This window comes from Methylobacter sp. sgz302048 (assembly GCF_052162025.1).
Taxonomy (GTDB): domain Bacteria; phylum Pseudomonadota; class Gammaproteobacteria; order Methylococcales; family Methylomonadaceae; genus Methylobacter.
Window position 1 is genome coordinate 581618 of record NZ_CP197401.1, and the last position, 11587, is coordinate 593204.

General features: G+C 49.5%; 13 protein-coding genes and 1 pseudogene. 8 read left to right on the plus strand and 6 right to left on the minus strand.

Annotated elements, in window-relative coordinates; all coding sequences use genetic code 11:
- Positions 1–87 precede the first annotated feature (87 nt).
- Entirely contained in the window at positions 88–918 is an 831-nt protein-coding gene (locus ACTNE6_RS02975; protein ID WP_194969672.1) for a hypothetical protein, read from the plus strand.
- Between the two features lie 281 nt (positions 919–1199).
- Here ACTNE6_RS02975 and moaC read toward each other — a convergent pair whose 3' ends face one another.
- Positions 1200–1676 (minus strand): cyclic pyranopterin monophosphate synthase MoaC, encoded by a 477-nt coding sequence (gene moaC / locus ACTNE6_RS02980; RefSeq protein WP_434483839.1) that lies wholly within the window; start codon positions 1674–1676, stop codon positions 1200–1202.
- 174 nt (positions 1677–1850) lie between these two features.
- Here moaC and ACTNE6_RS02985 point away from each other — a divergent pair, with 174 nt between their 5' ends.
- Together ACTNE6_RS02985 and ACTNE6_RS02990 are read left to right on the plus strand one after the other, a co-directional pair.
- A complete protein-coding gene (locus ACTNE6_RS02985; RefSeq protein ID WP_442499665.1) occupies positions 1851–2084 on the plus strand; it encodes a MoaD/ThiS family protein in 234 nt (77 codons plus the stop codon).
- A 2-nt stretch (positions 2085–2086) separates the two neighbouring features.
- A complete protein-coding gene (locus ACTNE6_RS02990; RefSeq protein WP_442498535.1) occupies positions 2087–2536 on the plus strand; it encodes a molybdenum cofactor biosynthesis protein MoaE in 450 nt (149 codons plus the stop codon).
- Between the two features lie 63 nt (positions 2537–2599).
- Here the strand turns inward: ACTNE6_RS02990 and ppa are convergent, their stop codons facing one another.
- Complete coding sequence (ppa, locus tag ACTNE6_RS02995; RefSeq protein ID WP_194969669.1) at positions 2600–3148, minus strand: inorganic diphosphatase; 549 nt, start codon at positions 3146–3148, stop codon at positions 2600–2602.
- 75 nt (positions 3149–3223) lie between these two features.
- Here ppa and ACTNE6_RS03000 point away from each other — a divergent pair, with 75 nt between their 5' ends.
- A complete protein-coding gene (locus ACTNE6_RS03000) occupies positions 3224–4042 on the plus strand; it encodes a DUF2797 domain-containing protein (RefSeq protein ID WP_442498536.1) in 819 nt (272 codons plus the stop codon).
- A gap of 338 nt (positions 4043–4380) precedes the next feature.
- Here ACTNE6_RS03000 and ACTNE6_RS03005 read toward each other — a convergent pair whose 3' ends face one another.
- Complete coding sequence (locus ACTNE6_RS03005; protein WP_331817275.1) at positions 4381–5640, minus strand: 6-phosphofructokinase; 1260 nt, start codon at positions 5638–5640, stop codon at positions 4381–4383.
- A 454-nt stretch (positions 5641–6094) separates the two neighbouring features.
- Between ACTNE6_RS03005 and ACTNE6_RS03010 the strand changes: the two genes are divergently transcribed.
- The 3 genes from ACTNE6_RS03010 to ilvC all read left to right on the plus strand — a co-directional run bounded on the left by ACTNE6_RS03010 (position 6095) and on the right by ilvC (position 9415).
- Entirely contained in the window at positions 6095–7831 is a 1737-nt protein-coding gene (locus tag ACTNE6_RS03010) for an acetolactate synthase 3 large subunit (protein WP_442498537.1), read from the plus strand.
- Positions 7831–8322, plus strand: coding sequence for an acetolactate synthase small subunit (gene ilvN / locus ACTNE6_RS03015; RefSeq protein WP_194969665.1), 492 nt, complete (start codon positions 7831–7833; stop codon positions 8320–8322). The genes ACTNE6_RS03010 and ilvN overlap by 1 nt, the downstream gene beginning before the upstream one ends.
- Before the next feature lie 76 nt (positions 8323–8398).
- Positions 8399–9415 (plus strand): ketol-acid reductoisomerase, encoded by a 1017-nt coding sequence (ilvC, locus tag ACTNE6_RS03020; RefSeq protein WP_442498538.1) that lies wholly within the window; start codon positions 8399–8401, stop codon positions 9413–9415.
- A 33-nt stretch (positions 9416–9448) separates the two neighbouring features.
- On the opposite strand, the pseudogene ACTNE6_RS03025 reads toward ilvC, so the two are convergent.
- Together ACTNE6_RS03025 and ACTNE6_RS03030 are read right to left on the minus strand one after the other, a co-directional pair.
- Positions 9449–9704: pseudogene (locus tag ACTNE6_RS03025) on the minus strand (RtcB family protein).
- A 212-nt stretch (positions 9705–9916) separates the two neighbouring features.
- Positions 9917–10150, minus strand: coding sequence for a hypothetical protein (locus ACTNE6_RS03030; protein WP_442499730.1), 234 nt, complete (start codon positions 10148–10150; stop codon positions 9917–9919).
- 287 nt (positions 10151–10437) lie between these two features.
- On the opposite strand from ACTNE6_RS03030, the gene ACTNE6_RS03035 reads away from it, so the two are divergent.
- Positions 10438–10920, plus strand: coding sequence for a DUF2924 domain-containing protein (locus ACTNE6_RS03035; protein ID WP_442498539.1), 483 nt, complete (start codon positions 10438–10440; stop codon positions 10918–10920).
- Positions 10921–11006: 86 nt separating this feature from the next.
- Here ACTNE6_RS03035 and ACTNE6_RS03040 read toward each other — a convergent pair whose 3' ends face one another.
- A complete protein-coding gene (locus ACTNE6_RS03040) occupies positions 11007–11456 on the minus strand; it encodes an REP-associated tyrosine transposase (protein ID WP_442499666.1) in 450 nt (149 codons plus the stop codon).
- Positions 11457–11587: the final 131 nt, after the last annotated feature.

An 11587-nucleotide genomic window follows, 5' to 3' on the forward strand; every position in this document is an offset into this window, starting at 1 on the left:
CGCTAAAGTAGCGCAGATCCCATATTTATTATGAAATCTGCGCTACACTTATTGCAGTAATCTGTAATAAAAGCTAAAGGAGTGACTATGGGGGTTCTTGAACAATTAAGGGATCAGGTAAATCGAAAGCAAGATGATGCGCTGGATCAACAAACTATTGAGCAAGAATTGGCTGCGCGCTATAAGAAATCGATCCTGCCCAAAATGCAAAGCATTTTTGTGTTCATGAAAGAAATGGTGGAGCATTTAACTTATCTTGAACAGGCCGTTTTCATTGATGATTATAGTTCCAGATACCCCCAGTTCGGCCGACTGATCCAGACCGGATACAGAATAAACACCGACGGCATTATGGGATATGCCGATCCCGATAAACTTATGCAGGTCAATGTCAATTTCTTCTGTCAGAACGAAGGTACATTTACTTATCATCTGCAAGGAAGAAGTCTGATTGAGCAGGAGGTTGCCTTTTTAAGCGCGCACAAGGTGCCTTTTGAATGGAAGTATTTCCAGGGCGTCGGTACGGTACAAAATGCCAGTTTTACGGTGATGCGGAAAGTTCCGGTAAGATTTAAGTTTGAAGTGGATTATGCCGCCTCAAATATAAAAATACTCATCAATAATCACGAGAATTTTGGCGTCTATAAAAAAAGCTTTGCCCCTGAAGAAGTCGATGATGATCTGTTGGATGAAGTTGCCCGGTTCATGCTCAGGATAGACAGCGATTTCATTCGGCTTGAGATTACCAGTGAACATAAAAAAATAATTCGCAGCAAACTGGAAGAAACGCAAAGAGAATATGAAAAATGGCTGAACCTGGTCCGCCGTGATGAATTATTTGCTCAGCAAAAGCCTGACAATGGCAAAGCCGGGAAACTGTTTAAGGCATTAGCCGGCTTAAGAAAAAACAAGTCGTAGCCAATTCCTATCGCTATTCATGTGAGTTCCTAGGCGGTCCGCCCCATGCTCTGAGTATGATCAATAGCCAGTAGTCTGCTGTGCGGCGAACCGAATTCCCTCCAAGTCCCACTAAGGATGAGAGGGCTGTAAAAAATCAAAAAACCTATCATGACCGCCGGCAGGGCCATCAGCGAGATTTTTATGAAGGCTTGGCTATCTCATAAACCTTTGGGCCAAGCTGGAAAATAAGACTGGCCGCGGCAGAGAATGTATCCGGGAGAAGATTTATGGCAGAGGGTTTATTGGCGTTGCCAGTGCCCCGATTTGCCGCCGTCTTTTTCCAATAGTTGGACGGATTGAATGACCATGCCCCGGTCCACGGCCTTGCACATGTCGTAAATAGTCAGCAAAGCGATCTGCGTGGCGGTAAGCGCTTCCATCTCTACGCCGGTCTGGCCGTTGGTTTTTACCGTGGTCTGGCAGCGTACGCGGTTTTTATCGGTTTCCGCGGTCAGGTTGATGTCTACATGCGTGATGGGCAGAGGATGGCAGAGCGGAATCAAATCGGCCGTTTTCTTACTGGCCATGATGCCGGCAATTCTAGCGATAGCCAACACATCACCTTTTTTATGTCCGCCTTCGATGATCAGCTTGAGCGTTTCCGGTTGCATTTCAATATAGCCTTCGGTGACGGCCGTGCGCTGAGTGATCGCTTTGTCGCCAACATCGACCATATGGGCTTCGCCGGCTTGATTAAAATGGGTTAGTTGAGTCACAAATCAGTAGAATTATCGTTAAAGGAATGAAAGGGCCTGGCAACTGCTAAGTCGTGTTATGAAAGTGCAGGAAGGCGAGATATATGTAACCATGCTTGTCATTATCTGAGCCGTTTTGCAGAGGCGAGGTTCAAAGTATTATTATCTATTTTTTTTATGGCCGCGTGAATGACTATGTCAATTAAAGTGCGTTATTTCGCCAGTTTGAAAGAAAGCCTGGGGCGCTCGGAAGACGATCTTGAGTTTGAGGGCATTGCCACTGTCAGCGATGTATGGCGCCGCGCCAACGCCGGCAAGCCGCTGCCGGATAATCTGTTGGCGGCTGTCAATATGGAATATGTGGACTGGAACAGTGTTGTCAAAGACGGCGACGAGGTGGCTTTTTTTCCGCCGGTAACCGGAGGCTGATAATGACAGTAAAAATTTGTGCGGAAGGTTTTGACCCCTGGCATGAAGTTCAGGCCTATCAAAACGCGGCGCAGCATATGGCCGGCAAATTCGGCGCGACCAGCCTCTTTATCGGCACAATGCGCGATTTCAATGAAGGCGATGATGTCAAAGCCATGAATCTCGAGCATTATCCGGGCATGACCGAAAAGCAGCTCGAAAAAATCGTTGCCGAAGCGCAGCAGCAGTGGCCGATTATCGATGCGCTGGTTGTGCATCGCGTGGGGGATATTCTGCCTAATGAGCCCATCGTGCTGGTAGCGGTCTGGACGTCGCATCGCGGCGATGCGTTCGATGCGAACCGGTATATTATGGAAGCGCTAAAGTTGAAAGCGCCTTTCTGGAAAAAGGAAGTTTTAAAGTCGGAGGATCAGCGCTGGGTCGAGAAGAATACCGACGGTTATAAGCGCTGAAAGGTGACCGAATAGTTTGTGGGGGCGCTGCTACCGCCCCCTCTGTATAGCTGATAACAACGTTTAGAAGTGCGGTTTCTTCTTGGCTGCTTTATAACGTTCTATGCTTGACATGATTTCTTCCCGAGCTTCTTCCAGGCCAAACCAGCCTTCAACTTTGACCCATTTGCCCGATTCCAGATCTTTGTAGTGCTCAAAGAAATGCGCGATTTTGGCTAATTTACTTTCGGGAATGTCTTCGTAAGTCTTCACACGGTTATAGTACGGCGTCAGCTTTTCCACCGGCACGGCCAGCACCTTGGCATCTGCTCCGGCTTCATCAGTCATTTTCAGGACGCCGATAGGACGGCAGCGCACCACGCAACCGCTCAACAACGGTGCAGGCGTAATCACCAGAACATCAACCGGGTCACCGTCATCTGAAAGGCTATGCGGCACATAACCGTAGTTGGTCGGGTACTGCATCGACGTGCCCATGAAGCGGTCTACCATCAGTGCGCCGGTCTCTTTATCGACTTCATACTTGACCGGGTCGCTGTAGGCAGGTATTTCAATGACAACATTAATATCGTTCGGAAGATCTTTTCCAGACGAAACGCTCATTAGTGACATGCTTGTCCTCTTTAGTAGATTATCAAATCATGACATTATATCAGTTGTTACCAGCTTTTTTAGAGGAATACCTGCATGCAGGGACAATTAAGAAAAATGCATACCCAACTGGACAATCCGGTTTGGTATGAATTGCCGTTAACGGATCGGTTGATTCCATTGAATCCGCTGATCGGCAAGCCGATCAAACTTAACTATACCAGCAGGATTTTTTGCGTGCATTGCGGCAGGCAGACCAAGAAAAGTTTCAGCCAAGGTTATTGTTATCCCTGTTTTTCTACGCTGGCGCAATGCGATATGTGTATTGTGAAGCCGGAAACCTGCCATTTTGAGGCAGGCACCTGCAGGGAGCCGGCATGGGCGGCCGAATTTTGTTTTCAGCCGCATATCGTTTACCTGGCCAACTCCTCCGGCATCAAAGTGGGCATTACGCGTCAGAGTCAGATCCCGACGCGTTGGATCGATCAGGGTGCCGTACAGGCCTTGCCGATTCTTAAAGCGCAGTCGCGCTATATTTCCGGCCTGGTTGAGATAGCCATCGCCAAGCATGTCAGCGACAAGACCAGCTGGCAGCAGATGTTGAAAAATCATGCCCAGCCGGTCGATCTGGCCGCTAAACGCGATGAACTGATCGGCGTGTGTAAAACGGAACTGGCGGATATAAGCGAGCGCTTCGGCTCACAGGCGATTGAATTTCTGGCGCATGAGCAAGCGGTCGATATTCATTATCCAGTCGACAATTATCCGGTAAAGGTCAAATCCTTCAATCTTGATTCGCAATCCGAAGTTGCAGGCGTTCTGCATGGCATTAAAGGCCAGTATCTGATACTGGACACAGGCGTCATTAATATTCGGAAATTTTCCGGTTACGAGGTCGAATTTACTGCAGAATAAGTCCCGGTAATGGAGTCGCCCCGGATGGCGATCAGAAATGCATGGGACGTGCCCGTACGGGCGGCTTGAGCCGTGCAGGCATTGGCGCGAACCGAAATATTTATACCCGTAAACCAGCCGGTGCTGAGCACGATGCACCCAAGGCGAAACCGCAGGCCGTATAAAATAGCGCCGAGAGACGCGAGCAGGGCAAAGAGAACGCACCATTGTGCGAGCGACAGGTTAAGCGAAATAGTGTTCAGCAGAGCCTGTCCTTACCAAATAACCACGGAAAGCCCGGTTTCCGTGGTTATCGGTATGTACTTGCTTCCTTGCCCTTCAAGAAAGGCCAGGACAAGCTAGATGGAAAAGTCAGCCAGCTTTTTAGCGATCATCTGTTTTTTCATGGTCACATAATCCGGCAGGCCGTTTTTATAAGGCGGATAATCTTCACCCATGATCAAGGGCTGCAGATAACGGCGGCACGCTTCGGTAATGCCGAACCCGTCGTCCGAAATAAACTCGGCCGGCATCATTTTCTCAACGTTGGCGACATCCTTGAGCTCGGCATGGCCTACATGCCATTGATAAGGCGAGTCCGATGTCCTGACGATAGTGGGCATGACCGCCGACTTGCCGGAGATAGCCAGTTCCACTGCGGCTTTGCCCATGGCATAAGCCTGATCCACATCGGTTTTCGAAGCGATATGGCGAGCGGCTCTTTGCAAATAATCGGCAACCGCCCAGTGATACTTATAGCCCAATGCCTCTTTGACAATATTGGCGACTACCGGCGCCGCGCCGCCCAATTGGGCATGGCCGAACGCGTCGGTGCCGCCGGCCTCGGCCAGAAACTTGCCGTCAGCGCCTTTCACGCCTTCCGAGACAACGACAGAACAGTAGCCATGCGCTTTGACTTTTTCATCGACCTTGGCCAGAAACTTGGCCTGATCAAACTTCACTTCGGGAAACAGGATAACCAGCGGGATGTCGTTGTCGGCATCGGCTGCCAGTCCGCCTGCCGCGGCGATCCAGCCGGCATGGCGCCCCATGACTTCCAGGACGAAAACCTTTGTGGATGTGGAGCACATGGAGGCTACGTCGAAGCTGGCTTCGCGCATTGAAACGGCGATGTACTTGGCGACAGAGCCGAAACCCGGACAGGTATCAGTAATGGGCAAGTCATTGTCCACGGTTTTGGGCACGCCGACACAAGTGATTGGGTAACCCAGCTGGTCGCCCAACTGAGAAACTTTATAGGCGGTATCCTGAGAATCACCGCCTCCGTTATAGAAGAAGTAACCGATATTGTGCGCTTTAAAGACTTCGATCAGACGCTCGTATTCGGCCTTGTTTTGTTCCAGGCTCTTCAGTTTGTAGCGGCAGGAACCGAAGCCGCCGGCCGGCGTGTGTCTTAATGCGGCAATGGCGGCGTCCGATTCAAGGCTGGTATCGATCAACTCTTCCTTTAAAGCGCCGATAATGCCATTGTAGCCGGCATAGACCGTACCTATCTTGTCGGGATGCTGCCGAGCGGTTTCTATAACTCCGCATGCGCTGGCGTTAATGACAGACGTAACTCCCCCTGACTGGGCATAGAAAGCATTTTTTATTGACATTTTATCGATTCCTTATGTGAGTGCGTGATTTTTAGAACAATAATGGATTGTCATAGGCTAGACAAGCATTAAACCGTACAGTCAATATCAAAATTGATATTGCGCAATTATAGAGTCGAATTTACCTGCGCCCTATAGGATATTCGACCGCAGGCGTTTATTAAACACAAGCATATACGCATCTATACGCACTTTAGTTGAGGCGGTCAAAGAGTTATAGTGTTCGGATGTTAAACGGCATAAAAAAACGATCCGTAATTTAACATCAGGTCAAAATTACAATTTGATTAAGAACCGAGTAAAATAGTCCAGATTATCTTGACGGAATAAGACAATATCAGTAGTTTATGCAACTTTTTTCAAAATAATACCGGCGACATCGGGCCTGAATTTTGAAAAACGAATATAATCGGCTTGAATCGAAAGTCCTATTAAGTTTATTGAGGAAATTAGCGTGGAGCTAAATGGCGCACAAATCGTAATTCAGAGTCTCAAAGACGAAGGCGTGGAATATATTTTTGGCTATCCTGGCGGAGCGGTATTGCATTTATATGATGCCATTTTCCAGCAGGACGACGTCAAACACATTCTGGTCCGGCATGAACAGGCGGCAACCCATGCTGCCGACGGCTATGCCCGTGCAACCGGAAAGCCTGGCGTGGTGCTGGTGACTTCGGGACCAGGCGCGACTAACGCCGTAACCGGTATTGCCACTGCTTATCTGGATTCGATTCCGCTGGTCGTCATTTCCGGTCAGGTATCCTCGCCGGTGATTGGCAGCGACGCCTTCCAGGAAGTCGACATGGTCGGTATTACCCGGCCGTGCGTAAAGCATAATTTCCTGGTCAAGGACGTGACCAAACTGGCCGAGACCATCAAAAAGGCGTTTTACGTAGCGACCACAGGACGCCCCGGGCCGGTCGTCATTGACATCCCTAAGGATATCACCGATCCCAAAATCAAGGTTCCTTACAAATATCCTAAAAAAGTCACGATGCGTTCCTACAATCCGGCCGTAGCTGGGCACAAAGGCCAGATCAAAAAGGCCGTGGATCTGTTGCTGGACGCAGAAAAACCGATGATTTATTCAGGCGGAGGCGTCGTGCTGGGCGAGGCCAGCAAGGAACTGACGAAACTGGCCCACCTACTGGGCTATCCGGTCACTAATACCTTGATGGGGCTGGGCGCGTTTCCTGCGACAGACAAGCAGTTCGTCGGCATGCTGGGCATGCATGGCACCTATGAGGCCAATATGGCCATGCACGAGAGCGATGTGATCATCGCAATCGGCGCGCGCTTCGATGACCGTGTCACCGGCAAGCTTGACCAGTTCTGCCCGTACGCGAAGATTATCCATATCGATATCGATCCGGCGTCTATTTCCAAGACCGTTAAAGTCGATGTGCCCATCGTCGGCGATGTTAAGCCGGTGCTGGAACAAATGCTGGAAATGATCAAGGAAAGCGACAAGAAGCCGGACAAGAAGAAACTGGAAAACTGGTGGAATCAGATCGAGAAATGGCGAGCCGTCAAGTGCCTGGAATACGACAGAGACAGCGCCATCATCAAGCCCCAGTATGTGATCGAGCAGCTTTATGAAGTGACCAAAGGCGATGCATACATCACCTCGGATGTAGGGCAGCATCAAATGTATGCGGCTCAGTATTATCATTTCGACAAGCCGCGCCGCTGGATCAACTCCGGCGGTCTGGGCACGATGGGATTCGGTTTGCCGGCCGCGATCGGCGTCAAACTGGCCTTTCCCGAAGCCGATGTGGCCTGCGTTACGGGCGAAGCCAGCATCCAGATGTGCATTCAGGAATTATCGACGGCGCTGCAGTACAATACGCCGGTCAAAATTGTCAACCTGAACAACCGCTACATGGGCATGGTACGCCAATGGCAGGAGTTCACGTATGAAAGCCGCTATTCACATTCCTATATGGACACGATTCCCGATTTCGTGAAACTGGCCGACGCCTATGGCCATGTCGGCATGCGCATCGACAAGCCGGAAGAAGTGCGGCCGGCGCTGGAGCAAGCCTTTGCGATGAAAGACCGCACGGTGTTCCTGGACATCATAACCGACCGGACCGAGAACGTTTATCCGATGATCGAAGCCGGCAAAGGCCATCATGACATGAAATTGAGAGTAGCACCGGGAACACCGACCGACAGGGAACTGGCATAATGAGACATATTATTTCTATACTGATGGAAAATGAGGCCGGTGCATTATCGCGCGTTGCCGGCCTGTTTTCAGCGCGCGGCTATAACATTGAGTCGCTGACCGTAGCGCCGACGGAAGAACCCAGCCTGTCCAGAATGACATTGGTCACGCGCGGCAGTGATGACATCATCGAGCAGATCACCAAACAGCTCAATAAGTTGATCGATGTGGTCAAGCTGATCGATCTGGCTGAGTCCTCGCACATTGAACGCGAACTGATGATGGTGAAAGTCAAAACCACGGACCAGACGCGCGGAGAAATCATAAACCTGACCGATATCTTCCGCGGCCGGATCATCGACGTGACGCCGACATCCTATGTGGTTGAAATGACCGGTACGTCGGATAAACTGGATGCATTCATTGCGGCGATTGACTCAGGCAATATTATTGAAGTCGTGCGCTCCGGTCCGACCGGCATTTCGCGCGGCGAGAAAGGACTGCACCTGTAGTTCTGCTTTGGTTATTCAGAATCCGGTCAGCCGGTTCTGGTTTGAAATTTTAAAAACTTAAAACATAGGAAAACTTATGCAAGTTTATTACGACAAAGATGCTGATCTTTCAATCATCAGAAGTAAAAAAGTAGCCATCATCGGTTACGGTTCACAAGGTCATGCCCATGCCAACAACTTAAAAGATTCCGGCGTTGAAGTTGTCGTAGGCTTGCGTGCAGGCTCTGCCTCGGTTGCGAAAGCGCAGAATGCCGGATTGACCGTTAAAGACGTGCCTGAAGCCGTTGCCGGCGCTGACGTGGTCATGATCCTGACGCCTGACGAGTTCCAGTCTCAACTGTACAAAGCCGAGATTGAGCCGAACATCAAGCAGGGCGCAGCATTGGCATTCGCACACGGCTTTGCGATTCTTTACAACCAGATTGCACCACGCGCCGATCTGGACGTGATCATGATCGCGCCTAAAGCGCCGGGCCATACCGTGCGTTCGGAATTTGTCCGCGGCGGCGGCATCCCTGACCTGATCGCTGTGCATCAGAACGCATCAGGCAAAGCCAAAGACATCTGTCTGTCATACGCATCGGCCATCGGCGGCGGCCGTTCAGGCATCATCGAAACAACCTTCCGCGACGAAACCGAAACCGACCTGTTCGGCGAACAGGCGGTATTGTGCGGCGGCGCCGTTGAACTGGTCAAAGCCGGTTTTGAAACGCTGGTTGAAGCCGGCTACGCGCCTGAAATGGCTTACTTTGAGTGCCTGCACGAATTGAAGCTGATCGTCGACCTGATGTACGAAGGCGGCATCGCCAACATGAACTACTCGATCTCCAACAATGCCGAGTATGGCGAGTATGTGACAGGCCCGCAAGTCATCAACGAAGAAAGCCGCTGGGCGATGCGCGAAGCGCTGAAAAACATCAGAAACGGCGAGTACGCCAAGAAATTCATCCTGGAAGGCATGACCGGCTATCCCGAAATGACAGCCAAACGCCGCCTGAATGCAGAGCATCCGATCGAAGTTGTCGGTGGGAAACTGCGCAGCATGATGCCTTGGATCAAAGCCAACCAGATCGTTGATAAAACCAAAAACTGATTGAATTCAGTTTAACCGTTTTAAAAAAGCCCGCTACAAAGCGGGCTTTTTTTTGCTTTCAAGTTTGAGTTGTATGAAAGATATTGCTAGCCTTTGATGCAAACACACCTGCTTTAATGTGTGCATGATCTCCACTAGATCGCTTTGCGCCTGCATCACCTGTTCGATTGGTTTGCAGGCTGCCGAGGGGGTATCGATCACCGACTGATCTTTACGGCATTCCCACGTCCTCGATCGCGACGATATGCTCTTCAATCGATCCCTGCTTTTTCGCCGCCGTTCTCGACATGATTCGTCCAGCGCCGTGGCTGTAGCTGCAAAAACTTTCCTCGTTGCCCAGCCAGGTAGGGTACTCATCGCGTACCTTAACCCATACTCAAATGCGACGCGGGCATAGATTTTGTGACAGTCCTGCCATAATTTTGTACTCCGTTAGAATACCTTTCCTCAGCGAGTTATTTCGGCATCGAAAAGGTGCGCTATACGTATCCTACTGGGCTTTCATGGCTTGAACCGGCGGTCGAACTCCGCCGGGGCAAAATAAGCCGACGCCTTACGCAGAATCTCGCTGGCCTGTCGTAACTCGCGTGCTTCGCATTCCATTTGATCCATTCCGACTCGCTGACGCTCGGTTCTTTTGGGTCTATGCTCACTTTTTGCGATTGCCTGATCCAGCGGGTCGACGTCTCGGTCGAGCAACCGATCTTGGTGGCAATCGACTGAATGGCGGACCATTCCGAAGCGTAATCGCCCTGATGTTTACGCACCATACGAACGGCTCGTTCCCGAACCATCAATGAATAATGATTGGTGTTTTTTCTCTTTCATAGCTCCATTTTCTCATAAGTTGGAGCCTCTGAGAAAACCGGGGCGGTTCACCCTGATTTGAAAACGCATGTCACCCCAGCTCTCGTCGAAAAAATAAATTTCAAGATTTACACTCAAGAAAGAAAATAGTAATATAGTTACCTATAGAACTTTAAAGTTCTATAGGTAACTATAAATCTTGGAGAACTATGATAATGAATATTGAAATTGATTTTGACGTTTTTAAAGCTCTTACCGCAAAACGTGCCAACGAATCGGTATCGTATAACGATGTTTTACGAGAGATTTTAGAACTAGATAAACCAACTAATGAGACGCCCAAACCGCCTGAATCTCCTACATCATCTTCAAAAAAAACCGCAGTATTTATAGAACCCTCTGCTAAAGCAAATACCTCGGATAAAGGAGGTGAAGATTGGAAAACAAGTGGTGTTGTCTTTCCCCATGGAACGGAATTTCGTACTAAGTACAAAGGAACTAGATATTCAGCAAAAGTAGACAATGGTGCCCTTGTTTTAAACGGTAAACGTTTTGATTCGCCATCCGCTGCAGCAACATCTATCACAAACACCTCTGTTAACGGATGGATATTTTGGGAATGCCGTTTCCCTAGCAAAACATATTGGGAACCTATTTCCATAACTAGAACAAAACAACAATCTTCTGATTTGTTCTAGTTGGCGCAAGCTTGCCTATGCTCTGAAAAATTAATAGGGAAAAGCGGATGTTTGCAAGTTCTGCGATTTTTTTTAGGCCGCTATACCTAACGGTCCAAACTCGATAAGGCGTAATCCGTAGTGCGCAATAGCGCTAGCGTATTGCGTCGCATAACTACATAACGGTGAAAAGTTGAATAAGGCCAATCGGCCACCTGTTCAACCAGGCAGTGTTTTAGCGGATTGATATGGCAGTAATCGACATGAGCAGCATAGTCTTCATCGTCCCGAACCACATGCTCCCAAAAACGACATTGCCAAATACCCCTTTCGCCACGAGCCATACGGGCAGCGGAACGCCGCTCCGTAACCGGCAAGGCTTTGGAAAAACCTTGCTTGATAACCCGCCAACGGTTGGCGTTGTCATTATCACTTAGCGGTAATGTCCAAACGCAGTGTAGGTGTTCGGGCAATACAACCCAAGCGTCAATATAGAAAGGCCAGCGTTTGCGGGTTTCCTTAACGACGAGCCGAAGGGTATCAATATCGCGGATCAGTCATGCGGCGCAATACGCTAGCGCTATTGCGCCCTATGGGTTGCACCTTACCGCGTTGCGGAGATATTGAACAGGCTCATAGAAATACCAAATGCCAACGGGCATGGTATTTTTGAACTCCATCATGTTTT

Bases quoted from the DNA above. Each gene is read 5' to 3' on its own strand.
- ACTNE6_RS03035 (WP_442498539.1), top strand. From the start codon at position 10,438: ATGAATATTGAAATTGATTTTGACGTTTTTAAAGCTCTTACCGCAAAA.
- ppa (WP_194969669.1), bottom strand. From the start codon at position 3,148: ATGTCACTAATGAGCGTTTCGTCTGGAAAAGATCTTCCGAACGATATT.
- ACTNE6_RS02975 (WP_194969672.1), top strand. From the start codon at position 88: ATGGGGGTTCTTGAACAATTAAGGGATCAGGTAAATCGAAAGCAAGAT.
- ACTNE6_RS02990 (WP_442498535.1), top strand. From the start codon at position 2,087: ATGACAGTAAAAATTTGTGCGGAAGGTTTTGACCCCTGGCATGAAGTT.
- ACTNE6_RS02985 (WP_442499665.1), top strand. From the start codon at position 1,851: ATGTCAATTAAAGTGCGTTATTTCGCCAGTTTGAAAGAAAGCCTGGGG.
- ACTNE6_RS03030 (WP_442499730.1), bottom strand. From the start codon at position 10,150: ATGGTCCGCCATTCAGTCGATTGCCACCAAGATCGGTTGCTCGACCGA.
- ACTNE6_RS03000 (WP_442498536.1), top strand. From the start codon at position 3,224: ATGCAGGGACAATTAAGAAAAATGCATACCCAACTGGACAATCCGGTT.
- ilvC (WP_442498538.1), top strand. From the start codon at position 8,399: ATGCAAGTTTATTACGACAAAGATGCTGATCTTTCAATCATCAGAAGT.
- ACTNE6_RS03005 (WP_331817275.1), bottom strand. From the start codon at position 5,640: ATGTCAATAAAAAATGCTTTCTATGCCCAGTCAGGGGGAGTTACGTCT.
- ilvN (WP_194969665.1), top strand. From the start codon at position 7,831: ATGAGACATATTATTTCTATACTGATGGAAAATGAGGCCGGTGCATTA.